General features: G+C 67.9%; 25 protein-coding genes. 9 read left to right on the top strand and 16 right to left on the bottom strand.

Annotated elements, in window-relative coordinates; all coding sequences use genetic code 11:
* Positions 1-17 precede the first annotated feature (17 nt).
* From U9J23_RS04105 to U9J23_RS04120, 4 genes are all read right to left on the bottom strand, one after another.
* Positions 18-752: an aspartate/glutamate racemase family protein gene (locus U9J23_RS04105; RefSeq protein WP_059384206.1), complete on the bottom strand. Its 735-nt coding sequence runs from the start codon at positions 750-752 to the stop codon at positions 18-20.
* A 6-nt stretch (positions 753-758) separates the two neighbouring features.
* A complete protein-coding gene (locus U9J23_RS04110) occupies positions 759-2,276 on the bottom strand; it encodes an NCS1 family nucleobase:cation symporter-1 (RefSeq protein ID WP_085469236.1) in 1,518 nt (505 codons plus the stop codon).
* A gap of 136 nt (positions 2,277-2,412) precedes the next feature.
* Entirely contained in the window at positions 2,413-3,135 is a 723-nt protein-coding gene (locus tag U9J23_RS04115; RefSeq protein ID WP_059384284.1) for a GntR family transcriptional regulator, read from the bottom strand.
* Between the two features lie 102 nt (positions 3,136-3,237).
* Positions 3,238-4,419 (bottom strand): RNA polymerase sigma factor, encoded by a 1,182-nt coding sequence (locus tag U9J23_RS04120; protein WP_059384204.1) that lies wholly within the window; start codon positions 4,417-4,419, stop codon positions 3,238-3,240.
* Between the two features lie 167 nt (positions 4,420-4,586).
* Between U9J23_RS04120 and U9J23_RS04125 the strand changes: the two genes are divergently transcribed.
* Positions 4,587-5,474 carry an oxidoreductase gene (locus U9J23_RS04125; RefSeq protein WP_326601508.1) on the top strand — a complete coding sequence of 296 codons (888 nt, stop codon included), beginning with the start codon at positions 4,587-4,589 and terminating at the stop codon, positions 5,472-5,474.
* Between the two features lie 37 nt (positions 5,475-5,511).
* Here the strand turns inward: U9J23_RS04125 and U9J23_RS04130 are convergent, their stop codons facing one another.
* The 3 genes from U9J23_RS04130 to U9J23_RS04140 all read right to left on the bottom strand — a co-directional run bounded on the left by U9J23_RS04130 (position 5,512) and on the right by U9J23_RS04140 (position 8,766).
* Positions 5,512-7,803: a DEAD/DEAH box helicase gene (locus U9J23_RS04130; RefSeq protein WP_059381847.1), complete on the bottom strand. Its 2,292-nt coding sequence runs from the start codon at positions 7,801-7,803 to the stop codon at positions 5,512-5,514.
* Between the two features lie 79 nt (positions 7,804-7,882).
* Positions 7,883-8,305: an organic hydroperoxide resistance protein gene (locus U9J23_RS04135; protein WP_272266844.1), complete on the bottom strand. Its 423-nt coding sequence runs from the start codon at positions 8,303-8,305 to the stop codon at positions 7,883-7,885.
* Positions 8,302-8,766, bottom strand: a complete 465-nt coding sequence (locus U9J23_RS04140; protein WP_059381845.1) for a MarR family winged helix-turn-helix transcriptional regulator — start codon at positions 8,764-8,766, stop codon at positions 8,302-8,304. The genes U9J23_RS04135 and U9J23_RS04140 overlap by 4 nt, the downstream gene beginning before the upstream one ends.
* A gap of 150 nt (positions 8,767-8,916) precedes the next feature.
* On the opposite strand from U9J23_RS04140, the gene U9J23_RS04145 reads away from it, so the two are divergent.
* Entirely contained in the window at positions 8,917-11,346 is a 2,430-nt protein-coding gene (locus U9J23_RS04145; RefSeq protein ID WP_059381844.1) for an ATP-dependent Clp protease ATP-binding subunit, read from the top strand.
* A 64-nt stretch (positions 11,347-11,410) separates the two neighbouring features.
* On the opposite strand, the gene U9J23_RS04150 is transcribed toward U9J23_RS04145, so the two are convergent.
* Both U9J23_RS04150 and treS read right to left on the bottom strand, forming a co-directional pair.
* Positions 11,411-12,805, bottom strand: coding sequence for a maltokinase N-terminal cap-like domain-containing protein (locus U9J23_RS04150; protein ID WP_326601512.1), 1,395 nt, complete (start codon positions 12,803-12,805; stop codon positions 11,411-11,413).
* Positions 12,802-14,625, bottom strand: coding sequence for a maltose alpha-D-glucosyltransferase (gene treS / locus U9J23_RS04155; RefSeq protein ID WP_059381842.1), 1,824 nt, complete (start codon positions 14,623-14,625; stop codon positions 12,802-12,804). Before treS ends, U9J23_RS04150 begins: the two co-directional genes overlap by 4 nt.
* 125 nt (positions 14,626-14,750) lie before the next feature.
* Between treS and U9J23_RS04160 the strand changes: the two genes are divergently transcribed.
* Entirely contained in the window at positions 14,751-15,935 is a 1,185-nt protein-coding gene (locus U9J23_RS04160) for an acyl-CoA dehydrogenase family protein (protein WP_174479598.1), read from the top strand.
* A gap of 55 nt (positions 15,936-15,990) precedes the next feature.
* On the opposite strand, the gene U9J23_RS04165 is transcribed toward U9J23_RS04160, so the two are convergent.
* Entirely contained in the window at positions 15,991-16,452 is a 462-nt protein-coding gene (locus U9J23_RS04165; protein ID WP_059381840.1) for a PPOX class F420-dependent oxidoreductase, read from the bottom strand.
* Positions 16,453-16,475: 23 nt separating this feature from the next.
* Positions 16,476-16,880: an SRPBCC family protein gene (locus tag U9J23_RS04170; RefSeq protein ID WP_059381839.1), complete on the bottom strand. Its 405-nt coding sequence runs from the start codon at positions 16,878-16,880 to the stop codon at positions 16,476-16,478.
* A gap of 162 nt (positions 16,881-17,042) precedes the next feature.
* Between U9J23_RS04170 and U9J23_RS04175 the strand changes: the two genes are divergently transcribed.
* The 3 genes from U9J23_RS04175 to U9J23_RS04185 all read left to right on the top strand — a co-directional run bounded on the left by U9J23_RS04175 (position 17,043) and on the right by U9J23_RS04185 (position 19,954).
* Positions 17,043-17,654 (top strand): acetate uptake transporter, encoded by a 612-nt coding sequence (locus U9J23_RS04175; RefSeq protein WP_085469239.1) that lies wholly within the window; start codon positions 17,043-17,045, stop codon positions 17,652-17,654.
* Positions 17,655-17,889: 235 nt separating this feature from the next.
* Positions 17,890-18,987 (top strand): 3-deoxy-7-phosphoheptulonate synthase, encoded by a 1,098-nt coding sequence (locus U9J23_RS04180; RefSeq protein ID WP_059381837.1) that lies wholly within the window; start codon positions 17,890-17,892, stop codon positions 18,985-18,987.
* A gap of 82 nt (positions 18,988-19,069) precedes the next feature.
* A complete protein-coding gene (locus tag U9J23_RS04185) occupies positions 19,070-19,954 on the top strand; it encodes a glycosyltransferase (protein ID WP_059381836.1) in 885 nt (294 codons plus the stop codon).
* Between the two features lie 89 nt (positions 19,955-20,043).
* On the opposite strand, the gene thpD is transcribed toward U9J23_RS04185, so the two are convergent.
* The 3 genes from thpD to U9J23_RS04200 all read right to left on the bottom strand — a co-directional run bounded on the left by thpD (position 20,044) and on the right by U9J23_RS04200 (position 23,327).
* Positions 20,044-20,934 (bottom strand): ectoine hydroxylase, encoded by an 891-nt coding sequence (thpD, locus tag U9J23_RS04190; RefSeq protein ID WP_059381835.1) that lies wholly within the window; start codon positions 20,932-20,934, stop codon positions 20,044-20,046.
* Positions 20,935-21,128: 194 nt separating this feature from the next.
* Positions 21,129-22,133 carry an AraC family transcriptional regulator gene (locus tag U9J23_RS04195; protein WP_326601520.1) on the bottom strand — a complete coding sequence of 335 codons (1,005 nt, stop codon included), beginning with the start codon at positions 22,131-22,133 and terminating at the stop codon, positions 21,129-21,131.
* Entirely contained in the window at positions 22,134-23,327 is a 1,194-nt protein-coding gene (locus U9J23_RS04200; protein WP_059381833.1) for a pyridoxal phosphate-dependent aminotransferase, read from the bottom strand.
* 113 nt (positions 23,328-23,440) lie between these two features.
* On the opposite strand from U9J23_RS04200, the gene U9J23_RS04205 reads away from it, so the two are divergent.
* On the top strand, positions 23,441-24,025 hold the full coding sequence (locus U9J23_RS04205; protein WP_059381832.1) for a carboxymuconolactone decarboxylase family protein: 585 nt from the start codon (positions 23,441-23,443) through the stop codon (positions 24,023-24,025).
* A gap of 3 nt (positions 24,026-24,028) precedes the next feature.
* Here the strand turns inward: U9J23_RS04205 and U9J23_RS04210 are convergent, their stop codons facing one another.
* On the bottom strand, positions 24,029-24,955 hold the full coding sequence (locus tag U9J23_RS04210) for a sigma-70 family RNA polymerase sigma factor (protein ID WP_145707865.1): 927 nt from the start codon (positions 24,953-24,955) through the stop codon (positions 24,029-24,031).
* A gap of 103 nt (positions 24,956-25,058) precedes the next feature.
* Between U9J23_RS04210 and U9J23_RS04215 the strand changes: the two genes are divergently transcribed.
* Positions 25,059-25,700: a GyrI-like domain-containing protein gene (locus U9J23_RS04215; protein ID WP_272266830.1), complete on the top strand. Its 642-nt coding sequence runs from the start codon at positions 25,059-25,061 to the stop codon at positions 25,698-25,700.
* Positions 25,700-26,194, top strand: a complete 495-nt coding sequence (locus tag U9J23_RS04220; protein ID WP_039587624.1) for an NUDIX domain-containing protein — start codon at positions 25,700-25,702, stop codon at positions 26,192-26,194. The genes U9J23_RS04215 and U9J23_RS04220 overlap by 1 nt, the downstream gene beginning before the upstream one ends.
* On the opposite strand, the gene U9J23_RS04225 is transcribed toward U9J23_RS04220, so the two are convergent.
* Positions 26,176-26,901 (bottom strand): TetR/AcrR family transcriptional regulator, encoded by a 726-nt coding sequence (locus tag U9J23_RS04225; protein WP_039587622.1) that lies wholly within the window; start codon positions 26,899-26,901, stop codon positions 26,176-26,178. The genes U9J23_RS04220 and U9J23_RS04225 overlap by 19 nt on opposite strands.
* Positions 26,902-26,955: the final 54 nt, after the last annotated feature.

Raw genomic sequence — 26,955 nt, forward strand, 5'->3', positions numbered from 1 at the left:
GAGGACAGGGGCGGGCTTCACCCGCCCGTCGTGAACCCGTCGAGCAGTCCCGCATAGCGCTTCGGTGGGGGCGTCGCGAACTCGCCTCGCTTGCCGGTCGCCAGGCCCATCGTGACCAGCGACTGCACGGTCAGCGTCGCGGCCGCGACACCGTCGACCACCGGCACCCCGATCTCCGCGGAGATGTGGGCGCACAGGTCGGCCATCCCGGCGCAACCGAGCACGATGGCGTCGGACCCGTCCTCGTACAGGGCGTCGAGGCACGCCTCCGTGACGATCTTGCGTGCGTCGGGATCGCTGTCGAGGGCCAGCACCGGCAGGTCGCACGCGTGCACGCCCCGGCACGCGTCGCCCATGCCGTAGCGGTGCGCGAGGTCCCACGCGCGTCCGGTCGTGCGGGCCAGCGTCGTGACGACGGAGAATCCGCGCCCCAGGACCGCGGCGGTGTGCATGGCGGCCTCGGCGATGCCGACGACGGGCCCACCGGCGAGCTCGCGCGCCGCGTCCAGTCCGGGATCGCCGAAGCACGCGATGACGTAGCCGTCGACGCCGTCGCGTTCACCCTTCTCGATCTCGGTGAGGATGCCCGGCACGGCGAGCGCCTCGTCGTAGTGGCTCTCGATCGACGGAGGCCCCATCGAGGGGCTGACCGCCTCGACGCGTGTGCCCGGGCCTGCGACGGCCCGGGCACACGCCTCGATCGTGGCGGTCATCGACCACGTGGTGTTCGGGTTGACGACCTTGATGAACATGGAGGATCAGACTGCTTCCTGTGCGACCCGGTCGGGGAGACGGACTGCGAGACGAGTGCGGGTCGCGAGCAGGTGGTAGACGGCGAAGCCGAGACCGCAGCCGATGAACCAGCTGTACTGGGCGGCGGTACCCATACCGGGAGCATCGTTGAACAGCACGGGAATCATCGCGACCACGGCGCCGACGACGGTCGCGATCACCGCGGCCGGGTTGTAACCCTTGCGGTAGAAGTACGCGCCCTTCTCCGACATCGTGAACAGGTCGTCGACGATCACCCTCTGCTTGCGCACGAGGTAGTAGTCGGCGATGAGGATGCCGAACAGCGGACCGATGAACGCACCCAGAGTTTCGAGGGTGTAGTGGATGACCTCGGGGTTGTTGTACAGATTCCACGGGGTGATGAGCACCGAGCCCACCGCGGCGATCATGCCGCCGGCGCGCCAGCTGATCTTCTGCGGGCTGACGTTCGAGAAGTCGAAGGCCGGGGAGATGAAGTTCGCGACGATGTTGATGCCGATGGTGGCGATGGCGAAGGTCAGTGCGCCGAGCACGATCGCGAAGGTCGAATCGATGCGGGCGACGGTCTCGACGGGGTCGGTGATCAGTTCACCGTAGACGGGCAGTGTGAGCGACGCGGTGATCACCACGAGCAACGAGAAGACCAGGAAGTTCACCGGCAGACCGAGGAAGTTGCCCTTCTTCACCGCGGCGTAGGACTTCCCGTACCGGGAGAAGTCGCCGAAGTTGAGCATCGGGCCGGAGAAGTACGAGACCACCAGGGCGATCGCGCCGAGCATGACCGGCACCGACGACCAGCCGGTGTGCGTGACCTCGCCGAGGGTCAGATCGATTGCGCTCCAACCGGCCTGGGAGATCAGGTAACCGCACAGCAGGAACATCACGACGTAGACGGCCGGGCCGCAGAAGTCGATGAACCGTCGGATCGACTCCATGCCGCGCCAGAACACGCAGGCCTGCAGCACCCAGAGCGTCAGGAAGCTGACCCATCCGAGTGCGGACAGGCCGGCGAACCCGTAGTCCTCGACCACCGCGTAGGGCGCGAGCGAGGGGAACAGCTTGATCAACACCACGTCGAGTGCCGCCGAGGCGAGGAAGGTCTGGATCCCGTACCACGCCACCGCGATCAGACCGCGGATGATCGCGGGGATGTTCGCGCCGAGGACACCGAAGACGCTGCGGCAGATCACCGGATAGGGCACGCCGGTGACCTGGCTGGGCTTGGCGACGAGATTGCAGAAGAAGTAGACGATCGTGATGCCCACGAGCAGGGCCACGAGGACCTGCCAGCTGGCCAGACCGAGAGCGAACAGGCTGCCGGCGGTGACGTACCCGCCCACGCTGTGGACGTCGGACATCCAGAACGCAAAGATGTTGTACGAACCCCACCGCTGGTTCTTCAGCGGGGCGAGGTCGTCGTTGGTCAACCGCGGGTCGTATCCGGTCGCGGACGGCGGGGGTGCGGCGGGGACGTCACCGGCGCTCGGTGTCAGCACTTCGGTCATGCCTGCTCCTGTGCGAGGGGGAGCCGCCCGTGCCCCGGTGTGAGGCCGGTGGGCGGAGTCGAATCGATCGACGGAACATCAACGGCGGTGGTGAATTCCGATGTACAGACCGTAACGGGGCGATATTGCCGGAGAGTTACCCGAACTGTATATCTTCCGCGGGCAGCAGACCGGACTCGGCGGTGAGGCCGGAGATGGCTACGTCGAGGTGCCGATTGTGGTGTTCGGATGCCGCGAGCAGCGCGTCGGTGTCGCGCGCGAGGAAGGCGGTGAGCATCGCCTCGTGCTCGCGATGGAGCTCGGCGCGTTCGGAATCGCTCACGTGCACCATCGGCTGCACGGGTTCGGTGATGTTCCAGGCGTATTCGAGCATGTGCAGCAGGCGGTGCATGCGGGACGGCCGGGTCAGAGCCATGTGGAAGACGCGGCTCTCGCGGTGATAGCCACGCGAGTCGCCTTCCCGCACAGCGCGTTCGAGAAGGAGATGCGACTCCTCGACGCGCCGGTCGTCCTCCTCGGTGGCGTTGCGTACGGCTGCCGCGAGCGACGCCGATTCGAGAGTCTCACGGACGAGGTACATCTCGCGCAGTTCCGCGATCGTCAGCTGGGCGACGATGTACCCGTGGTTCTGCCGGTGGGTCACGAGACCTTCGCCGATGAGGGTCTTGAGCGCCTCCCGGACCGGGATGCGGCTGACCCCGAACAATTCTGCGACCTCCCCGACGGGAATCGGGGTGCCCGGGGGAGCGGCTCCGGAGAGGAAGGCGCGGCGCAACTCCTCGAGGATCACGTCCTGCGGGCGGCCCGGCACGTCGACGCGCAGCTCGTCCAGCAACGCGGATCTACGGCGTGGTGCCACGACCGGGTCCTCCTTCGTCACCGGGATGCGAGTGCTCGACTCCGCGAAGGTAGACCCGTCGTGTTACGTCCTCGTCTCCACTGTGTGACGGGGGTGCGCACCTCACGCGCCGCCGCGCGGAGGGAAGGTCGGCAGCGTGGGCATCGGCCGCGGTGTGGTGGGTGCACCCGTGGTGGTGGGTCGGGGCGTCCCGGTGCTCGGCGCGTCGCTCTCCTCCGTGTCCCGGCGAGGACGGTCCTCGTCCGGCTCGGTCCCGCGCCCCGGCCCGCCGCGCCTGGTGAAGCCCCCGGCGGTCGACGTCGCCGTGGTGGTGGGGGCGGCGGTGGTTTCCGCAGCGGACTCGGCGGTCGGTGCCGAGGTGCTGGTCGCCACCGGGGCGTCGACCTCGGGTTCGTCCGGCGTCGTCTCCGCAGGCTCGGTGGTCGTCGTGGTCTCGGCCGGCGCCGCGGTCGTGGTCGTCGCGACCGGCGACCCGACGTCGAGCGTCGGCTCGGCGGCAGGACGCAGGACCGGTCGCTCGACGGATTCGGCCTGAGGGAACACGAACAACGCACCGACGCCCAGCACCGCGAACGCCGCGATCGATGCCGCGATGACGGGAACGGTGCGCTTCGCGCGACGGTCGCGACGGGGGAAGCCCTCCCGGTCCAACGGTTCGAGTCGACGCCCGAGATCGAGCAGTTCCGCCTCCGAGGGCTGCACCGCGAGCAGCCGTCCCCGCAGGTGCGCGGGTAGCGGGGTGAAGGGGAGAAGCGAGAACGTTCCGAGCGCGTTCGGCACGCGGGGCACCGCGCGGTCGACGAAGTCCTGCGCATGGGCGAGGACACGTCCGTCGCCGGCGGAACCGAGCATCGCCTCGATCTCGTGGGACGAGAAGTGATGCCGCACCGTGAGGTCGACGACCTCGCGGGCGGTGCCGTCGAGCAGGTGGACCGCCTCCCGGACATCGAGTACGTCGGAGGCGGCCTGATAGGCGGGGTCGGCCGCGGGGAGATATTCGAGTGCGGAGCCGGTGCGCTCGAGCGCGCGGATGCATTCGGCGCGGACCACGGCGTAGAGCCAGGCCCGGAGGAGACCCTCGTCGCGCAGCGACCGGATCCGCGCGGTCGCCGTCCAGACCGCGTCGTACACGACGTCCGATGCCGACGACACGGCGACGAAGCCGCACGCGTACGCGTACAGGCCGGGGGCGAAACGGTCGAAGACCGCTGCCGTGGCGTCCGGCTCCCCGTTCCGCAACGCTGCGGCGAGTTCGCGGTCCGGACGTCCGGGGTGGTGCCCCATCGATGGAACCTCCCTGTCGTGCATGCGCCCCCGCGCGCGTGCGGTCGTGAGTTCCGGGGAAGTCTACGAGCAGGTGCGTCCCACGGCGAGGACGAGATCCACCGGGCCCGTCGATGCCGGAAACGGGGGGTGTCGCCACGCGGCGCGCGTCCGTAGGGTGGGCGGACATGGGGTGGACCACGAACGATATTCCGGATCAGTCGGGACGCACGATGGTCGTGACGGGGGCCAACAGCGGGCTCGGTGCCGAGACCGCCCGGGCGCTGGCGCGCGCCGGTGCCGAGGTGGTGCTCGCCTGCCGCGATGTCACCAAGGGCGAGGCGGTTGCGGCCGACCTCGGAGACCGCGTCACCGTGCGACGTCTGGACCTGGCGGATCTCGCGTCGGTCCGTGCGTTCGCCGACGAGGTGCGTGCCGAGCACGAGCGCATCGACGTCCTGATCAACAATGCCGGTGTCATGGCGGTGCCGCTGCGGCGGACGGCCGACGGTTTCGAGATGCAGATCGGGACCAATCACTTCGGTCACTTCGCGCTCACCGGGTTGCTGCTCGATCGCATCTCCGATCGGGTGGTGACGGTCAGCAGCACGATGCACCGCTTCGGCAGCGTCGATCTCGACGACATCGACTGGGAACGCCGCCGCTACGAGCGGTGGCTCGCCTACGGGCAGTCGAAGCTCGCGAACCTGCTGTTCGCGTACGAACTGCAGCGGCGCCTGACCGCCGCCGGATCGAACGTGAGGTCGCTTGCCGCCCATCCGGGTTATTCGTCGACGAATCTGCAGTACCGCAGCGAATCCTGGCACGGGAAGATCGTCGAACTCGTCACCCCGATCATCGGGCAGTCCCCGCAGCAGGGTGCGCTCCCGACGCTCTACGCGGCGACCTCGCCGGATGCGGAGCCGGGCGGCTACTACGGGCCGGATTCCTTCTTCGAGATGCGCGGTCACCCGAAGCGGGTGCAGTCCACCTCGCGGTCACGCGACGAGATCCTGGCGCGCAGGTTGTGGGAACTGTCGGAGCGGCTGTGCTCCGTCGAGTTCTCGATGCCCTAAAGCTCTCGATCCCGTAGATCCTGCAGGTCGGCAGTTCTCAGGTCAGGGTGAACGAGACCGGCGGCAGATCGTCGCGTCGGCACAGTCCGGTCTGATCCACGAGATCGAGGGTGCGCAGATAGCGCCGGACCAGATCGCCCGCCGAGAGCCCCGCATCCGAAGCGGTGCGCAGGGCGGCGGCGAGTCCGTCCCCGCGCGCCCAGCGGTGGATCGCGGCGACGGCGATCGGATCCGGATCCGGCCCCACCTCCAGGCCGAGACGCTCCTCGTGTCCGGCGAGTTCGCTCCACAGCCGTGAGGTCGCGCGCAACGCTTCGTCGATCGCCGGGGTGGTGCGTCCCGGGACTCCGACTGTGCGGCGACGGGTCTCGCCCAGAGCGCTCGAGGCGACGGCGGCGAGCTCGGCCGGCGTCAGGCCCGACCACGCGCCCGTCCGCACACATTCGGCGACGAGAAGGTCGTTCGCGCAGTAGATCCGGCCCAGGCGACGACCGTCGTCGGTGACGTAGGCGGATCCGCCCATCGGGTCGCGGAGCAGATAACCCCGCTCCTCGAGCAGGTCCAGGGTGCGATCGAAGGTCTCGACGAGGCGGCCGGTGACCGAGTCGATCTGCGACCGCATCCGTTCGGTGTCGCCGTGCACCGCGGCGCGCCGCGCCGAGAGGGCGAGGAGGCGCTCCCTGTCGCCGCGTCGATGCGCGGGATGCGAACGTACCGCCCGTGCCAGCGACGTCACGAGTTCGGCCGAACCGGAGCGCCGTGCTTCGGCGAGCCGGTCGCACAGGTGCCGGTACTCGGTGAAACCCTCGACGTCCTCGAGTTCGGTGTCGAGATCGCGCAGCGCCGTCGTGTTCGCGCGGACGGCGTCGGTGAGCGCTGCGACGGACCGTTCGGCCTGGAACTGGGCGAACGAGCGTCGCAGAAAGTCACGGGAGCCGGGGATGCCGCGACCGGCGACCAGGTTGACCGCGGTGTTGTAGCCGACGCGCAGCGAACTGTGCAGCGGGTACGAGCGTGCGCCGGCGAGACCGGCGACGGTCGCGGGGGCGGCCTCGGGACTCCACAGCACGACGGCGTGGCCTTCGACATCGATGCCGCGTCGGCCGGCGCGACCGGTGAGCTGGGTGTATTCGCCGGGGGAGAGGCGCACCGGGCCGTCTGCGGTGGGTTTGACGAGGCGTTCGAGGACGACGGTGCGCGCCGGCATGTTCACCCCCACGGCGAGGGTCTCGGTGGCGAACACGACCCGCACGAGACCGCGGGCGAACAATTCCTCGACGGTGTGACGGAAGGCCGGGATCAGGCCGGCGTGGTGCGCGGCGAAACCGCGTTCGAGTCCTTCGAGCCACTCGATGTGACCGACGGCGTCGAGATCGGCGGGCGGCAGGGCGGCGGTGTGCCGGTCGGCGACCGCGCGGATCTCGGCGACGTCGGCGGCCTCGGTGAGGCGGACCGACGAGTCGAGGCATTCGGCGACGGCGTCGTCGCAGCCGTTGCGGCTGAACCGGAACCAGATGGCCGGTAACAGTTGTTCGGCCTCGAGGCGGGCGACGACCTCGGGCAGGTCGGCACCGGCCGGTCCGCGTGTGCGTCGCCGTCGCCGCCCACGGCCGGTCGCGGGGCCGGGTGCGGCCTCGACGAGCTGACGGTGGGCGATGTACCGCTCGAGGGTCTCGTCGACGGTGCCGGACGGGGACAGCAGGTCGAACAGCCGCCCGCCGGCGAGCATGTGCTGGGTCAGCGGGACGGGCCGGGTCTCCTCGACGACGACCGCGAGGTCGCCGCGGATGCCGCGCAGCCAGCCACCGAACTCCTCGGCGTTGCTCACCGTGGCGGACAGGCTGGTCAGCCGGACATCGTCGGGGAGCGAGAGGATCGCTTCCTCCCACACCGCACCGCGCTCGCGGTCGGCGAGATAGTGCACCTCGTCCATGACGACGTGGGTGAGTCCGCGCAGGAGCGGAGAGCCACCGTGAAGCATGCTGCGCAGCACTTCGGTGGTCATGACGACCACGGGTGCGTGCGGATCCAGCGAGATGTCGCCGGTGAGCAGACCGACACGGTCGTCGCCGAACCGGCGCGACAGGTCGAGGTACTTCTGGTTGCTCAGCGCCTTGATGGGGGTGGTGTAGAAGCAGCGTCCGCCCGCTACGAGCGCGAGACGGGCGGCGAACTCGCCGACGACGGTCTTGCCCGCCCCGGTGGGAGCGCAGACCAGGACGTCGCGGTCGTCCTCGAGGGCGCGGCAGGCCTCGACCTGGAAGTCGTCGAGGGGGAAATCGAGTTCGGTCGCGAACAGCGAGAGCTGCGACCGGTCCTGCGTGCGCACGTGTCCACGCTACGGGTCGGCGCGGACACGTGCGCAGCGCAGGGGGAACGTCACTCGCGCGTCATCCCTCGGGGATGACTCACTCGTCCGTCACCTCGAGGGTGACGTCGATGTTGCCGCGGGTCGCGTTGGAGTACGGGCACACCTGGTGCGCCTTCTCGGTGAGCCCGAGCGCCTTGTCGCGGGGGAGGTTCGGCAGGGTCACCTCGAGGGTCACGGCGAGACCGAATCCGCCACCGTCGGTCGGGCCGATGCCGACGCGGGCGCCGACCGCGGAGTCGCTGATGTCCGCCTTCTCCTGCCGGGCGATCATCTGCAGCGCCGAGTGGAAGCACGCGGCGTATCCGGCGGCGAAAAGCTGTTCGGGGTTGGTGCCCTTGCCGCTGCCACCCATCTCGGTGGGGAGGGCCAGGTCGACGTCGAGCTTGCCGTCGCTGGTGCGGGCGTGGCCGTCGCGGCCTGCTCCGGTGGCGAGTGCTTCGGCGGTGTAGATGATGTTCACGGTGTCCGGCCTTTCTTCGAGAGTGCGCCGGGTGCTTCCTGCAACGCGGCGGTCAGGCGGTGGAGCGTCTCGCGTAGCGCGACCAGTTCGTCGACGTCGAACCGGCTGTCCCGCGTCACGCAGCCGGGGATGTCCGCGGCTTCTGTCCGGAGTGCATCTCCCGCTTCGGTGAGGTGGACGACGACACGACGTTCGTCGGTCCGCTGCCGGCGTCGTTCGACGTATCCGGCGGCCTCGAGCCGTTTGAGCAGGGGGGACAGTGTGCCCGTGTCGAGATCGAGCGAGTCGCACAGATCCTGCACGCCTCGTGCATCGCTTTCCCACAGTGCCAGGAGCACGAGGTATTGCGGGTAGGTGATGCCCAGCCTGTCGAGGTGCGGCCGGTAGGCGGCCGTGATGGTGCGGGAGGCGCGGTAGAGCGCGAAGCACACCTGCTGGTCGAGTTCGAGTGGAGACGGCACGGGAATGAATGTAGTGCCCCGTTTTGTTGTGCACAACATTAATGGCCACAACTCGATGCGTGTTCCGGATCACTTCCATGTGGGAATTGAGGGAACACTGGGCACGTTAGTTGAGTGAGAATGGCTCAAGTTCGACAGAAAGGCTTCGGAATGCCGGCATTCTTCGGGCCTGGTGGCCCCGGCCGAATCGACATCACTCGTTTCATGAGCCGCGGTACCCAGGATCTCCTCGCCCACGCAGCGCGCTACGCCACCGACCGTGGTGACGCGGAACTCGACGTGCTGCACCTCCTCCGCGCGATGGCGGAGCAGGATCCGTCCCGCACGGTCATGACGCGCGCCGGAGCCGACCCCGCCGACGTCGCTGCCGCCGTCGACCAGCGGCTGCCGCAGAGCCGCCCCGGTGAGGCCGTCTCCGCACCCGCACTGACCGGTGCCGTGAAGACCGCACTCCTCGAAGCGCACCAGCTCTCGCGTGCGCTCGGCTCCACCTACATCGACCCCGAGCACCTGTTCTTCACGCTCGCGGCCGACCAGACCCGCGCTCCCGGACGTCTGCTGGCGTCCCTGGGCGTGACCCCGCAGGCGTTGCAGACCGCACTGCAGCCCACCCCCGCGGCTCCCGCCGCGGAGGAAACCCCGACGCCGACACTCGACAAATTCGGCGTCGACCTCACCGAGCGGGCGCGCGGCGGCGGCATCGACCCCGTCATCGGCCGTACCGACGAGATCGAGCAGACGATCGAGATCCTCGCGCGACGCACCAAGAACAACCCGGTGCTCGTCGGTGAGGCCGGCGTCGGCAAGACCGCCATCGTCGAAGGACTCGCCCAGCGCATCGTCGACGGCGACGTCCCGGACATCCTGCAGGACAAGCGGATCGTCCAGCTCGACCTGACGGCGATGGTCGCCGGAACCCGCTACCGGGGCGACTTCGAGGAACGCCTCACCACGGCGCTCGACGAGATCACCGCCCAGCAGGGCAAGCTCATCGTCTTCATCGACGAGATCCACACCGTCGTCGGCGCGGGCGCCGGCAACGAGGGCGCGATGGACGCGGCGAACATCCTCAAGCCGAAGCTCGCCCGCGGTGAACTGCATGTCGTCGGGGCGACCACCCTCGACGAGTACCGCAAGCACATCGAGAAGGATCCGGCGCTCGAACGCCGTTTCCAGCCCGTCACGGTCGACGAGCCCGCACGCGACGACGCCGTCGCGATCCTGAAGGGTCTCGCCGATCGGTACGCCGAGTTCCACAAGGTCCGGTACACCGACGAAGCGCTCGAAGCGGCCGTCGACCTGTCGATGCGGTACCTGCCCGACCGGCACCTGCCGGACAAGGCGATCGACCTCGTCGACCAGGCCGGTGCACGACTGCGCCTGCGGGTGCCGCGCACCGACGTGAGCGAACTGCGTTCGAGGCTGGACGAACTCGAAGCGGAGAAGGATCGGGCCGTCGAGGCCGAACAGTACGAGGATGCCTCGCGCATCCGCGACGAGATCCTTCGCATCCAGGCTCGGATCGACGGTGGCGACAGCGAGGGCGACGGAGAGGGAACTCCGACCGTCGACCCGGAGCTGATCGCCGAGATCGTCTCGCGGGCCACCGGAGTCCCCGCGTCGCGGATGACCCGCGCCGAGAAGGAGAGGTTGCGCACTCTCGAGGACGAGCTGCACAAGCGCGTCGTCGGACAGGACGAAGCCGTCCACGCCGTGGCACGTGCCGTGCGGCGCAGCCGCTCCGGCATGAGCGACCCGCGTCGTCCGGTGGGCAGCTTCCTGTTCCTCGGTCCCACCGGCGTCGGCAAGACCGAGCTCGCGAAGGCCCTCGCCGAGGTGCTCTTCGGTGACGAGCGCACCATGCTGCGCATCGACATGAGCGAGTTCGGCGAACGCCACACCGTGAGCCGGCTCGTCGGTGCCCCTCCCGGCTACGTCGGCTACGGCGAGGCCGGGCAGCTCACCGAACAGGTGCGTCGTCACCCCTACTCGGTGGTGCTGCTCGACGAGATCGAGAAGGCGCACCCGGACGTGTTCAACACGCTGCTGCAGGTCCTCGACGACGGTCGCCTCACCGACGGTGAGGGACGCACGGTGGACTTCACCAACACCGTCGTCATCATGACCAGCAACCTCGGTTCGGACATCATCTCGAGCCGTGGTGGCGCGCTCGGCTTCACCACCGGTGACGCCGAGGCGGCCGAGAAGCCGCTGCGCGACCGGGTCATGGGACGGCTGCGCGAATCGATGCGGCCGGAGTTCCTCAACCGCATCGACGAGATCGTGATGTTCCGCAAGCTCGACGACGACCAGCTGCACCGGATCACCGAGCTGCTGCTCGACGACAGCCGGAAGCGGCTGCAGAGCAAGGGGATCGATCTCGAGTTCACCGCCGACGCGGTGGAGTGGATCGCCCGCAACGGTCATCAGCCCGAGTTCGGTGCCCGTCCGTTGCGCCGCTCGATCTCCCGGGTGGTCGACGATCGCATCGCCGACATGCTGCTCGACGACGCACTCGCCGAGGGCAACCGGGTGACGGCGGACGTCGTCGACGACGAACTGTTGCTCCAGGTGAGCTGACCCGCGCAACGAGGAAGGGGAGAGATGCCACGGCATCTCTCCCCTTCCCGTGTTCGGACAGCGGTCAGCGGGCCGTGAGGCGACGGATCGCCTCGAGCGGCAGGTGCAGCCACGAGGGGCGGTGTCGCGCCTCGTAGACCACCTCGTAGACCGCCTTGTCGAGCTCGTAACCGCGCAGCAGGACGTCGGAGTCCCGCGGATCCGTGCCCGAGGCGGCCGCGTAACCGTCGCAGAAAGCAGCGCAGTTGCGTTCGGCCCACTCGCGGGCCCGGAACTCCCGCTGCGACTCCACGGCCGCGCCCTGTTCGGATTCACGGATCGAGTGGTGTGCGGCGTAGTCGAACGACCGCAGCATTCCTGCCACGTCCCGGAACGGGCTGTCGGGCTTGCGGCGCTCCTCGAGGGATTTCGCGGGTTCGCCCTCGAAGTCGATGAGCAGCCAGCGTTCGGGAGTGCGCAACACCTGCCCGAGATGCAGGTCGCCGTGGATGCGGTGCACCCGCACCTTGCCCAGCGCGGCGACCTCGTCGAATCGGGCCCGGACCGCGTCGGTGAGTTCGACGAGGTCGGGGACCTCTGCCGCCGCGGCCTGGAACCGGTGGATCATGCCTTCTGCCAACTCGGAGGCGTCGCGTTCGTCGACGCCGAGCGCGGAGCCGAGATGGGCGTGCACATCCGCCACGGCCGCGCCGATGCGGTGCGAGTCCCCGGCGAAATCGGTGCCCACCTCGTCGGCGCGCAGGTCGCCTTCGAGGAGCAGGTCCCGGACGCTGCCGAGCGCCATCGACCAGCCGTCGGCCGAGTTCGCCGCGAAGTCCTGCACCATCGCCAGCGTGGTGCGGACCCCGTCGACCTCCGCTTCGATCCACGCCCGGATCGGGGCGATCGACCGGCATCCGTCCTCGCCGAGGGCGAGCGGCAGCTCGACGTCCGGATTGATGCCGAGCGTGAGCCGACGGAACATCTTGAGCAGCAACTTCTCTCCGAGGACCACGGAGGTGTTGGACTGCTCCGCGCTCAACGCGCGCCCACGTAGGCCCGGTTCGATGACCGAACCCGGCACGGTGTGGAGCTCCACCGGGCCGGCGGGGGTGCCGTTCGCCAGATTGCGCGAGTACCGGTCGAGGATCTCCTGATCGCGGAGGCCGTCGTAGACGTGCAGGCCGCGATCCTGGGAATCGTCGGGACCGATCACGCTCCACGACTGCAGTTCCTCGGGGAGATGGGAACGGAAACCGAGAGGCACCTGATAGATCTGGTCCGCCGTCGAGTCGAACGAGACCTTCACGATCACATGATCGGCCCCGAAACCGGGTTCCTCCACGAGCGGATGACGCAGGACGACACCGACCCCGGTGATGGTGTGGCCCTTCGCCGCGAACCATCGCTGGTGCGGCATCCACTCACGCAGGTCCTCGACGAGCTGCGCGTCCGGATAGAGCTCGTTGTCGGCGGTCATGGCTGGACCGCCGCTTCTGCTTCGCTGCTCACCGGATGTTCGCCCGGTCCCTCCTTCGACGGGTCGGGTTGCAGGGCGAACCAGAAGAATCCGTGACCGGGCAGGGTGATCATGTAACCCTCCTCCGTGATCGTCGGGAACGGGACGGACCCGGTCAGCTCCACAGGGATCCACCCCGCGAAGCGCGACAGATCGAGAACGACCGCCTGCGGATAACGCGACAGGTTGTTCACACACAGGATGACGTCGCTGTAGTTGCGTTCCGGACCGGGCGACATCTCACGCAGATAGGACAGGATCGCGGGATTCGCGCTGCCGAGTTCGGTGAACGAGGCCTTGCCGAAGGCGGGATGCTGCTTGCGGACCTGGATCATCCGCCGCGTCCAGTGCAACAGCGAGTTCGTCGAGTTCATCTGCGATTCGACGTTCACCGCCTGGTACCCGTAGGTGGGATCCATGATCACCGGCAGGTACAGCCGGGCCGGGTCGGCGCGGGAGAAGCCCGCGTTGCGGTCGGGGGTCCACTGCATCGGGGTCCGCACCGCGTCGCGGTCGCCGAGCCAGATGTTGTCGCCCATGCCGATCTCGTCGCCGTAGTACAGGACGGGGGAGCCGGGCAGGCTCAGCAACAGAGCGGTGAAGAGCTCGAGCTGGTTGCGGTCGTTCTCCAGCAACGGGGCGAGGCGACGGCGGATGCCGATGTTGGCGCGCATCCGCGGGTCGGTGACGTACTCGGCGTACATGTAGTCGCGTTCCTCGTCCGTCACCATCTCGAGGGTCAGCTCGTCGTGGTTGCGGAGGAAGATGCCCCACTGGGCGGTCTTCGGGATCGGCGGGGTCTGGGCGAGGATCTCCGAGATCGGGAAACGGTTCTGCCGCCGCACCGCCATGAAGATGCGTGGCATCAGCGGGAAATGGAAGGCCATGTGGCACTCGTCGCCGATCTCGGGTTCGCCGAAGTACTCGACGACATCGGTGGGCCACTGGTTCGCCTCGGCCAGCATCACCCGGCCGGGATATTCGGCATCCATCACCGCACGGCACTTCTTGAGGAAGGCGTGCGTCTCGGGAAGGTTCTCGCAGTTGGTCCCCTCGCGCTCGAACAGATAGGGGACCGCGTCGAGGCGGAACCCGTCGATGCCGAGATCGAGCCAGAAACGCAGGACGTCGAGCATCGCGTCCTGGACCTCGGGGTTGTCGTAGTTCAGGTCGGGCTGATGCGAGAAGAACCGGTGCCAGTAGTACTGCTTGCGTACCGGATCCCACGTCCAGTTGGACGTCTCGGTGTCGACGAAGATGATGCGGGCTTCCTGGTACCGGTCGTCGACATCCGACCACACGTAGAAGTCGCCGTACGGCCCGTCGGGGTCGCTCCGCGATTCCTGGAACCACGCGTGCGTGTCGGACGTGTGGTTCATGACCAGGTCGGTGATGACGCGGATACCGCGCTTGTGCGCCTCGTCGAGGAAGATCACGAAATCCTCGACCGTACCGAATTCCGGTAGCACAGCACGGAAGTCGCGGATGTCGTAACCGCCGTCGCGGAGCGGTGAATCGTAGAAGGGTGGCAACCAGATGCAGTCGGCACCGAGCCACGCGATGTAGTCGAGTTTCTCGGTCAGCCCCCGCAGGTCGCCGGTGCCGTCGTTGTTCGAGTCGTTGAAAGCGCGGGCGAGGACCTCGTAGAACACCGCGGTCTTGAACCAGTCCGGGTCGACGGGCAGGCTGCGTGCATGGGCGAAGTCCTCGGCCCGGCTCTCGACGAGATGACCGTCTTCGGTGTGTTCGTAATCGGGTACTCGGTCGGACGGATCCGGCATGGCACCTCCGTGCTCGTCGCGTCGCAGGATGGACTCGCCCCAGAATGCCCCGGCGGACCGATTTCCACACCCGTACCGAACGGAACGCTATGTGAGTGCACATGTGCGCCGATAGATTGGCGGGCATGACTGCGAACCGGCCCGAAGGGCGGGTGGCCGAACTGTGCACCCGCATGCGTTCGTTCATCGACGACGAGGTGATTCCTCTCGAACCCGTCCTTAGCCGCCACGACGACAAGGCCGCCGAGGCGCTCGCCGGTCTGAAGGGCAGGGCGAAGGAACTCGGGCTGTGGGCCCTGGGGCATCCCGAGGAGATGGGCGGGGGCGGGGTTCCCTTCCTCGACTTCGTCTACCTCAACGAGATCATCGGCCGCTCCGAGTACGGCCAGCTCGCGGTGGGATCGGTGTCCATGCAGGACGCCCTGATGATCCAGCGGCACGGCACCGCCGAACAACGCGAGCGCTGGATCCCGGGGCTCGTCTCCGGCGACATCCTGCCCTCCGTCGGCATGACCGAACCGGAAGTGGCGGGATCCGACCCCGTGCTCGTGCAGACCACCGCCCGGCTCGAGAACGGCGAATGGGTGATCGACGGGCACAAGTGGTTCACCACCGGTGCCGCGCAGGCCGGCTATTGCACGGTCTTCGCCCGGACCGAACCCGAGTCGACGCCGCTGCACCGCAGCATCAGCGCGATCATCGTGCCCATCGACACCCCCGGACTCGAGATCGTGCGGGCGATCCCCACGATGGGTCACGACCCGAGCGATCACTACGAGGTGCGGTACAGCGGGGTGCGGGTTCCCGAGAAGAACGTGCTCGGCGAACGCGGCAACGGCTTCGTCGTCGCGCAGGACCGGCTCGGGCCGGGCCGGATCTTCCACTGCATGCGGTGGCTCGGCCAGGCCCAGCGGGCCTTCGAACTCATGTGTGCCCGCGCCAACTCCCGATTCGCCCACGGTTCGCTGCTCGGCGAGAAGGGGGAGATCCAGCGCTACATCGCCGAATCCGCCGCCGACATCCAGGCCGCACGTCTGATGACCCTGGACGCCGCGCGGGTGATGGACGCGGGGGAGGACGCCCGGGTGCAGATCGGGCTCGTCAAGTTCCGCGGCGCGCAGATGCTGCACGACGTCGTCGACCGTGCGATCCAGGTGCACGGGGCGCTCGGTCTCACCGCCGACACACCGCTCGAGGGGATGTACCGGCGGGCGCGTTACGCCCGCATCTACGACGGTCCCGACGAGGTGCACCGGATGTCCACGGCACGGCGGATGCTGCGCGACCCCGAACGCGTGCCGTGGCGGTAGACCGCCGGCCGCGCGCGAGCGGCTCTCTGCACCAGAGAGTTTCGGCGCGAGGTCGTCATGCCGTTTCGGGCGGGAAGCCTCCCGTGGCCACCGGACCCCAGCGGGTCGGGGTGATCCGGATCAGCGACTTGCCCTGATCGCGCATGGCCTGCCGGTACTCGTCCCAGTCCGAATGCTCACCGGCGATGTTGCGGAAGTACTCGACGAAGGGTTCGACGTCGTCGTGGGCATCGATCACCTCCGCGGTCCCGTCGATCTGCACCCACGCGTCGTTCCAATCGTCGGACAACACGACGACACCGACCTCCGGCCGGCTACGGGCGTTGCGGGTCTTGGCACGCCGGGGATAGGTCGCGATCACGATGCGCCCGCTGTCGTCGACGCCGCCGGTGACGGGGGAGGCCTGCGGTGTGCCGTCGTCGCGCTGCGTCATGAGGATCATCCGGTGGCGCGGCCGGACGAAGTCCAGCAATTCCTGCAGGCCGACTGCGGTGTTGGTTGCGATCTTGCGGGCCATTCACGTTCTCCTGTTCCGATGGGTCACGACTCGAGGAGCGCCGCGAGTCGCGCGAGGTCCTCTTCCACCATGCGCGTGTCGCGGTCGAACTCGTCGTCGGTCGGATCGATCTGCCGGACGGTGAAGACGACCTCGGCACCGTCCGGATGGGGGAGTACCCGCATCGGATTGTGCACCGTCGTACCCGACGGCAGTGTCACCTCGTGGTCGAGCACCCCGTAGTCGTTGGAGCCGACGAACCGCACGGTGACCTCGCCCATCGGGGACTCCGCGACGAGGGCGTCGCCGACCCGCCGTACCTCGCTCCGCGCCAGGCCGGCCGCCCACTTCGGCAGGTTGTCGGGATCCGCGGCGAACTCGTAGACCCGGCGCGGTGCGCACCGGACGACCCGAGCGACATGGCGGCTGCGGACGACGTGCGTGCTCATATTCGCAACACTAGGAGTTCGACGGGGTGATCGCCGACGGAAATCGGCTTCCCGTTTGCCGCACGCACACCGGTTGCCGGGGCGCACACTGGAAGTGTTCGAACCATCCGAAGGAGGCCCGGGAGCCTGCGCCGGGTTCTCCTCCTCCGAAGGAGCCGGCGGATGTCGTACACCGAAGACGACCCCAACGAAATCGCGGTCCCCTTTCACCGAGGCGCCCACATCGCCGATCCCGGCCCCCTGGGTCTGGCAGCCTTCGCTCTCACGACGTTCATCCTGTCCTGCGCCAACGCCGGGTTCATCTCGGCGGAGGCGGAAGCCGCCGTCTTCGGGGTGGCGTTGTTCTACGGCGGTCTCACACAGCTCGCCGCGGGAATGTGGGAGTTCCTGAAGGGGAACGTCTTCGGGGCGACGGCCTTCAGCTCGTACGGCGCGTTCTGGCTGAGCTTCTGGTATCTCGTCACCTACACCGCAGAGGAGATGGGTGCCGAGAGACACGTCGGGGTGGGCATCTTCCTGCTGGCCTGGACCATCTTCACCGTCTACATGTGGTTCGCCAGTACCCGGATCAGCGCGGCCCTGTTCGCCACCTTCTCGGTGCTGCTCGTCGCCTTCGTCTTCCTCACTCTCGGAGCGCTGCTGGAGCAGACCGGTCTGACGAGGGTCGGTGGTTATTTCGGACTCGCCGCCGCCGCCGGTGCCTGGTACACCTCCGCTGCCGGGGTCCTCAGCACGACCTTCGGTCGCGTCGTCCTGCCCACGGGTCCACGCTGACGGACACCTCTCCGTCTCCCCCTCCCCGGGGTGGTTTGACAGGCGTGTCGGCCGTCCTGGTAAAGTCCGGAGTTATGCAGCGTGCATATTTCTGGTTTAGCAGGCCGGCCCGGGGTGGGTCGGTCGGCGTGACCACGCGCTGACTTCTTCACCTACGAGCCGGATCCAGACCGGCTCGTCGGAATCTCAGGTTCTCTCGGGTCGGACTCCGAACCACCGAGAACAGGAACCATCGATGAGCCCCAGCACCGGAACCGCGAGCACCGGAATCTCCACGTCGAATCTCGACGAACAGCGCACCGTCAAGGTCAGCCCCCTCGTCGCCCCCTCCGAGATCCGCGCCGAGTACGCACCCGACGCCGTCGTCGCAGCGACCGTCCGCTCGGGTCGCGCCGGCACCGTCGACATCCTCAACGGCGCCGACGACCGCCTCGTCGTCGTGGTCGGCCCCTGCTCCGTGCACGACCCCGCCGCCGCGATGGACTACGCGCGCCGTCTGGCCTCCAAGGCCGAGGAACTCCGCGACGACCTGCACGTCGTGATGCGCGTGTACTTCGAGAAGCCGCGCACCACGCTCGGATGGAAGGGCCTGCTCAACGACCCGCACCTCGACGGCACCTTCGACATCAACACAGGCCTGCGCATCGGCCGCAAGCTGCTGCTCGACGTCTCCGGTCTCGGCCTGCCCGTCGGTTGCGAGTTCCTCGACCCGATCCTCCCGCAGTACTACGCCGACCTGGTCACCTACGGAGCCATCGGTGCCCGCACCGCCGCGAGCCAGGTCCACCGCCAGCTGTGCAGCGCGCTGTCCATGCCCGTCGGCATCAAGAACTCCACCGAAGGTGACGTGCAGGTCGCGGTCGACGGCACCCGCGCCGCAGCGGCCAGCCACGTCTTCCCCGGCACCGACCTCGACGGTCAGGCCGCGCTCATCGAGACCGTCGGCAACCCGGACTGCCACGTCATCCTGCGCGGCGGCAGCGCCGGCCCGAACTACGACGCCGAGACCGTGGCCGACACCATGGCCCGCCTGCGCAAGGCCGGTCTGCCCGAGCGTGTCGTCATCGACGCGAGCCACGGCAACAGCCGCAAGGACCACAACAAGCAGGTCGACGTCGTCACCGATGTCGCCGAGCGCATCGAGGCCGGCGAGAAGGGCATCGTCGGACTGATGCTCGAGAGCTTCATCGAGGCGGGACGTCAGGACCTGACCCTCGGCGAGGCCGACAAGCTCGACTACGGCAAGTCGATCACCGACGCGTGCATCGACTGGGACACCACCGCCGCGCAGCTCGATCGCCTCGCGCAGGCCGTGCGCGCCCGCCGCGGCTGATCCCCGTCTCCGGCACGAAGGGCCGGCGGAGTCGTCAGCGATGACGAACGCCGGCCCTCGTCGGTCCGGTAGCGTCGTTTCCATGGCTACGAACAGGTTGTCGATCGTCGTGCCGGCCCACAACGAGCAGCGATACATCGCGCAATGTCTCGCGGCGCTGCTCGCCCAGAAGTCGGAGATCCACGAAATCCTCGTCGTGGACAACAATTCCACCGATCGAACGGCGCAGATCATCGAAGCCATCGCCGCCGGTGAGCCCCTCGTGCGACGGATCGTCGAACCACGGCCGGGTGTCGCATTCGCGCGCAATGCCGGATTCGATGCGGCCACAGGAGATCTCATCGGCCGGATCGATGCCGACACGCGGGTTCGTCCCGGGTGGGCGCACACCGTCCGCAGCTTCTTCGCCCGCGACGACACCGCGGAGGTCGGCGCGATCAGCGGACTCGGCAATTCCTACGATTCCCCCTACCGCGGGCTCAAGCAGTGGTACATCGACAAACGGGTCGCGCAAGGAGTATTCGGCGGTGAACGACGGATCGACAATCTGCACGGCGCGAACATGGCACTGCGACGCTCCGCGTGGGAACGGGTCCGTGACGTCGTCAGTACCGACCCGAAGATCCACGAGGACATCGACCTCGCCCTGTGTCTCCGCGAGGCGGACATCGAGATCGCCCAGCTCACCGAACTGTTCGTCGACGTCTCGCCGCGCCGCGCCTACACACCGCCGAGCGAGTACGCGGCCTATATCCGATCGGGCATCGACACCTTCGAACTGCACGGCAGGCTCACGCCGCAGATTCGCAAACTCGTTCGTCTGCAGTCGTATCTCCACGTGATCGCGTATGCGGCATACCGCCCCTACGATCGCGAGCTGGGCAGGTTCACCCTCCGGCGGGCGATCTTCGGCTCACGTGGACGCGCCATGCCGATCGACATGCAGGCACGCACGACATCTGCGTGACAACGGCGCCCCGACGGCGGCGGCCGGGACGCCGCAGGGCGTCCCGGCCACAGCCGTGGAGGTGCTCACATCATGTCACGTCAGTCATGTCACGTCAGCGGCGTGAAGTCGCGGCTGCCGAGATAGGACGGACGCGGCTTCGACGCGGCGAACGGTTCGACGAGCGTGTTCTCGACGCTGTTGAACACCACGAACAGGTTCGAGCGCGGGAACGGCGTGATGTTCCCGTTCGAACCGTGCATGCAGTTCGAATCGAAGACCGTCGCCGAGCCTGCCGGCCCGGTGAACGTCGCGATACCGTGCTCGGCGGCCAACCGGGTGAGAGTGTCCTCGTCGGGCGAACCCGTCGGCGGAACGTGGGTGACCAGGGACTCGCGGTAGTAGTCCTCGGGTGTCTCACCCGCGCACGAGATGTATGTCTTGTGCGAACCCGGCATGATCATCAAACCGCCGTTGTAACCGTAGTTCTCGGTCAGAGCGATCGAGATGCTCAGGGCGCGCGGCGAAGGCATGCCGTCCTCGGCGTGCCACGTCTCGAAGTCCGAGTGCCAGTAGAACGGGCCACCGCGGAAGCCGGGCTTGACGTTGAGCCGCGACTGGTGGACGTACACATCGGATCCCAGCAGTTGCCGTGCGATACCGACGATCTCGGGCCTGCGGATGATGGAGTCCACGAGATCGCTGAGCCGGTGCACGTCGAAGACCGAGCGGACATCGCCGCTGCCCTGTTCACGGACCACACGGTCGTCGTCACCGAGCTCTCGGCCGAGTCGTGCGGTCTCCTCCAGAAGGTTCCCCACATCGTGTGCGGCGAGAAGCCCTTCGGCGGTGTGGAACCCGCGGCGGTCGTATTCGGCCACTGCCTCGGAGCCGAGCGGCCCGCCGGTGGCCGAACCCCAGACGACGGGATCCTTCCTCTCGACGGACTCGCAGGCGGTGCGACCGCGGGTCGGATAGTCGTCGCGAACGATCGTGCGCATAGCTCGTAGATCACCCTCTCGAAAGTCGATGACGGTTCGCCTCCGACGTTCCCATTGAAAATGGAGGAATGCAAGCCGGGCTCCGGCATGTGCGTGTAGCCGGGTTCTCTCCCCGAACCTGCTGGTCGAATCGAGTTTCGGCGCGGAGTACGAGGGGTATCCGGCGACATTACGACAACCGGCGGGCGCGACTGTCAGCGGTGTTCTCGATATGCGCGAGGAGTGTTTCCGGTCCACCTCTTGAACGCCCGGCGGAAGGCGCTCGGTTCGGAGAAACCGAGCCGGGACGACAGATCGTCGACCGCCTCACCGCGTCTCAGGCCCGCGATCGCGAGGTCGCGGAGGACCTCCTCGCGCAACTGCCCCAACGACGTGCCCTCCTGGCGGAGCAGGCGCCGCAGGTGGGGAGGGCTCACTGCGAGCCTGCCGGCGATGTCCTCGGCGGTCGCCGTCCGGCCTTCGATACCCGACTCGAAGATCCGCCGCACCTGGGACGAGACCGTCGACTCGTATTCACGTTCCGAGAGAATGAGATTCGGAGAATCGCGCAGGTACTCCTCGAGCGATTCCTCGGTCTGCACGAGGGGCGACTTCAGCGCGGCATTGTCGATCTCGAGCGCTGCCCGTCCGGCGCCGAAGGTCACCGGCACGCCGAAGATCGCGTCGTAACTACGGGCCAGGACGGGATCGGGTTCGGTGTACGGCAGGAAGACCGACTCGAGGGGGACACGCCCGCCCACCAGCCATGCGGCGAAGCGGTGCAGCAGCATGAGAAGGAAATCCACGACCACGCGGGTCTTGTCGTCCACGACCTCCGGCAGCTCCACCTCCAGGAAGGTGGTGGACGCTCCCGGGGTCAGACTCAGTTGCGGCAGCGACCGGATGACATGGTTCACCTCGATCATCCGTTGCAGAGCGTGATCGAGATCGGGCCGGTGGATGAGGGTCAGACACATCACCCGGAAGGTGCCGCGGGGCACGGGAGCCGGTGCGATGCCGAAGAGTTCGTCGTCGGTGATCTGCCAGACCACCTGGGTGAAGCGACTGACCTGGGCGGGCGTGAGCCGGGCATGGGGGTGGGTGAGCACCGCGCGGCTGATGCGTGCTGCGTCGAGGGCAGGCTGCAGATCGATGCCCTCCTCGGCTCCCACCCGTACCGCTCGCGACACGAAGTCCGACGGGATGGTAGGTCGCAACATCTAGCGCGCCTCCTGCAATCCGTTCAGACGTGCCACCGCTTCGGTGAGCACCTCGTCCCGTTTGCAGAACGCGAAGCGCACCAGATGGTTCCACGAGGCGGTGTCGTCCACGAAGACGCTCACCGGTACCGCGGCCACCCCGATGCGGCCCGGGAGTTCGCGGCAGAAGGCCACCGCGTCGGTCCGGCCGAGGGGAGTCAGATCGGCACACACGAAGTACGTTCCGGCAGAGTCGAACACCTTCAAACCGGCATCGGAGAGTGCGTGGGACAGGAAGGTTCGCTTGCGTTCGAGGTCGGCGCGCATCGACGCGATCCAGTCCTGTTCGTGCGTCAGCGCATGCGCGACGGCCGGCTGGAAGGGCGCCCCACCGACGAACGTCATGAACTGTTTCGCGGCGCGCACCCCGTCGATCAGCTCGCGCGGGCCCATCGCCCACCCGATCTTCCAGCCGGTGACGTTGAAGGTCTTGGCGGCACTCGAGACCGTGATCGTCCGCTCGGCCATGCCGGGCAACGATGCGAGCGGGATGTGCGTGCGACCGTCGAAGACCAGGTGCTCGTACACCTCGTCGGACAGCACCAGCAGGTCGCGTTCGCACGCGAGTTCGGCCAGTGCCGTCAGTGCCTCGCGGTCGTAGACGGTGCCGGTGGGATTGTGGGGGCTGTTGACGACCAGCATCCGCGTCCGGTCGGTGACGGCGGCGCGCAGGGCGTCGACATCGAGCACGAAACCGTTCCCGGAACGGGTCAGCGGCACGGTCCGTCGCGTCGCACCGGCGAGCGCCACCGAGGCCGCGTACGAGTCGTAGTACGGCTCCGTGAGGAGCACCTCCTCGCCGGGTTCGACGAGCCCGAGGATGGCGGCGCTGATCGCCTCGGTGGCGCCGACGGTGACGAGCACCTCGGATTCGGGGTCGTGGTGCAGGCCGTACCGCGCGGCACGGTCGGCAGCGACGGCCTCCCGCAGGACCGGCATGCCGGACCCGGGCGGATACTGGTTGACCCCCTCGGCGATGGCGTTGCGGGCGATCTCGAGCATGGCGGGCGGGCCGTCGACGTCGGGAAAGCCCTGCCCGAGGTTGATCGCACCGTGCCGGACGGCGAGTTCGGTCATCTCGGCGAAGATCGTCGAGGCGAACGGTCGTAACCGGGAGACCGTACGAACTCGTCCCGAAGTCGTCGAATCAGCCATTCCTGCAGCGTAGCGCCCGCGGTGTCACATCCGTGCGGCCTGCCTCGTCTCCATGATGTAGACCACCTCGAACCGGCGGGGGATTCCGCCGGTCGCACCGGAAGGACACCGTCATGGCACGACTCGAAGCCGTCGCTCCCGACCGCACCGGTCCGATGACCCGTGCGATGTATGCGCTCGCCCGCCGCAGGTTCGGTTCGGTCCCCGAACCCTTCGCGGTGGCGGCACACCATCCGAGGCTGATGCGTACGAGCGGAATCCACGAGATGCTCGCCCAACGCGCCTCCACCGTCCTGCCCGCCGCGGTCCGGGAGATCGCGGTCTACCGCGTGGCGTGGACCGTCGGATGCTCGTGGTGCATCGACTTCGGCACGATGCTCCAGCGGCTGGACGGACTCGACACCGAACGACTCGCCCACATCGCCGAGTACGAGACCTCCGATCTCTACAGCGACGACGAGAAGGCCGCGATCGCGTACGCCGACGCGATGACCGGCGACGTGGCGACGGAGGTCACCGACGAACAGGTCGCCGACCTCGAGCGTCGTTTCGGGCCGGCGGGCGTCGTCGAACTCACCTATCAGATCGCGCTCGAGAACATGCGTGCGCGCATGAACTCGGCGCTGGGCATCCACGACCAGGGATTCAGCACGGACGCCTGCCGGGTGCCGTGGGCCGAAGAAGCCGGGAACGCATGACGCCTAGTCGAAGATGCCGTCGGGCAGAAGGACTCCGCGTCTGAGCTTCTCGGGGTTCGCGATGTCGTAGGCCGCCCAGATCCGTCCGTCCCGCACGGTCCACGCCGTCACGCGCGGAGGAAAGCCCGGCCGACCGTTCTCGGCCGGGCGACCGCGGTTCAACAGACCCAGCTCGCCGTTGACGAGGACCGGTTCGAAGGCCGTCAACGCCTCGGCACCGTAGAGCCGCAGCAGTCCGAGGATGAACCGCGCGACCTTCTCGGCGCCGACCACGACGTTCAGCGCCGTGCGGGTCGTGCCGCCGGCGTCCCCGATCATGCGGGCGTCGGGATGGAGCGCGGCGACGACGGCGTCGAGGTCGGCGCCCGCGAAGGCCGCGACGAGCCGTCCGACGGCCTCCTCGTGTTCGGCCGGTGAACTCGGCGGTGGCACGGTCGAGACCGTCCGGCGGGCGCGGGAGGCCAGCTGGCGGGCGGTCGGGGTGGCGACGTCGAGGATCCGGGCGATGTCGTCGAACGGGATGTCGAACGCGTCGTGGAGCACGAACGCGACGCGCTGGGCCGGCGTCAGGCTGTCAAGGACGACGAGCGCGGCCAGGCGGTTGTCCTCGTCGCGCACGATCTCGTCGAGCGGGTCCGCGGGAGCAGGGGAGCCGAGAGGCGCCACGATCGGTTCGGGCAGCCACTGGCCCATGTAGGTCTCGCGGCGCACCGCGGCCGAGCGCAACCTGTCGAGGCACAACCGTCCCACGACCGTCGTCAACCAGGCACGCAGGTCGCGTACCTCGGAGACATCCGCGCCCGCGAGTCGCAGCCATGCGTCCTGCACGGCGTCCTCGGCGTCGGCGATGCTGCCGGTGAGGCGGTAGGCCACCGACAGCAGGTGGGTGCGGTTCTCCTCGAACGCCTTCTGGGTGCTCTCGTCGAGCATGGGGACGATGCTAGACGCAAACGGCCGCGGGGCGAAGGGGTGTCGATCACCCCGTACGGATGTCGACGGGCGCCTATCCTCGTCCTCGAACGGAAGGGGCGCCGTGGACAAATACGACATCAAGCGTGAGCACCGTGAGCTGTACACATGCTCGACCGAGGATTTCACCGAGGTGCACGTCCCCGAGATCGGTTACCTCGCCGTGGACGGCAAGGGCGATCCGAACAGTTCCGGCGAGTACGCCGACGCCGTCGAGGCCCTCTACTCGGTGGCATACACCCTGAAGTTCACCTCCAAGAAGGAACTCGGCCGGGATTCCGTCGTCGGGCCCCTCGAAGGTCTGTGGTGGAGCGAGGACATGAGCACCTTCCTCACGCGGGACAAGGACTCCTGGTCGTGGCGCATGCTCATCGCGCAGCCGCCGTGGATCACCGACGACATGGTGGACGACGCGATCGCAGCGGCGGGTGACAAGGCCCGGGCGAAGAAGAAACCGCTCCCCTCCCTTCCGCGAGTGCGGCCGTTCCGGCTGGCGGAGGGCAGGGCGCTGCAGATCCTGCACATCGGACCGTACGACGCGGAAGGCCCTGTCCTGCTGCGCCTGCACACGCAGGTGATGCCCGAACGAGGGGTGACGTTCGCCGGCGACCACCACGAGATCTACCTGTCCGACCCTCGCCGCGCGGCTCCCGAGAAGCTGAAAACCATTCTGCGTCAACCTGTCGCAGGCATACAGGAGCGATGATGGCCGTCACCAGCGCAGGTCTGATGTTCTACCGCGTCGACGACACCGGTCTGCTCAGCGTGTGGCTCGTCCACCCCGGCGGGCCGTTCTGGAAGGGGAAGGACGAAGCGGCCTGGTCGGTGCCGAAGGGGGAGTACGGCCCGGAGGAGGATCCCCGGGAGGTCGCCCTGCGCGAGTTCACCGAGGAGTGCGGGATCGAACCGCCGGACGTGCCGCTGTCGTTGCTCGGTCGCTACCGGCAGTCGTCCGGCAAGATCGTCAGCATCTACGCGGGGGAGACGACGGACGAGTTGGAATTCGTCGAAAGCAACACGTGCGAGGTCGAATGGCCGCCGAAGTCCGGTAAGCGGATCACGATCCCGGAGGTCGACGATGCGCGCTGGATCGTCGCGGCGGACGCCGAGACGAAACTGATCAAGGGGCAGCGGCCGGTGTTGGAAGCACTGCGGGCGCGATTGGACGAAGAAGGGCGGTACTACCGCGTCGACCCGTAGCCCGGCAGCACCATCGGAACGAGGAACTGCCGCGCGATCGACGCCAGGGCGTCGTCGTCGTCGATGTCGACGACCTGACTCGGTGTGGTGAGGAACGATGCCGAGATGCGGACGATCATCTCCGCCACCAGATCGGTGTTCAGATCGGCGGCGACCGTTCCCGCGCGTTGCTCTCGCTGCAACTGCCCCGCGACGAACCGGCGGACAGCGGCGAGCATCGTTCCGTCGTCGCCTCCGATCGCACCGGCGAACAGCACCGGTTCGGTCTCGAGCAGATTGCCGATCAGCCTGTTCGTGCGGATGACGCGCAGCGCGCTGACGAATCCGAGGACCACCCTGTCGGCCACGGTGTCGGCCTGGGCGATGTCCTCGAGGAAACGCAGGAAGTAGCGGCGGAACTCGCGCATGATGACCTCGTCGACGAGGGCATCCTTCGATTCGAACTTACGGTACACGGTGATTCGCGACAGTTTCGCGCGGCGGGCGATCTCCTCCATCGAGGAGCGCTGGATGCCGGTTCGGCAGAACTGTTCGTAAGCGGCATCGAGCAGGCGCACGCGGGTCTCGTCGATCTCGGTACCCATGACGGATTCGTCCGGGAGTAAAAGTGCGTCCTGAAAGGCACGTTCCAGCAACGATGCCGATTCGGCAGGGGGCGGTAGGGAGGCGGGTGAGACCGCTCGGGAAATCGGCGACGCAGAATCCACATGTCCTCCTCGAAGTCCAGAGTTTACCGTTCCGGTCCCGGCGCGGACCATGTC

It is taken from the genome of Rhodococcus sp. PD04, from assembly GCF_035918275.1.
GTDB classification, from domain to species: Bacteria; Actinomycetota; Actinomycetes; order Mycobacteriales; family Mycobacteriaceae; genus Rhodococcus; species Rhodococcus rhodochrous.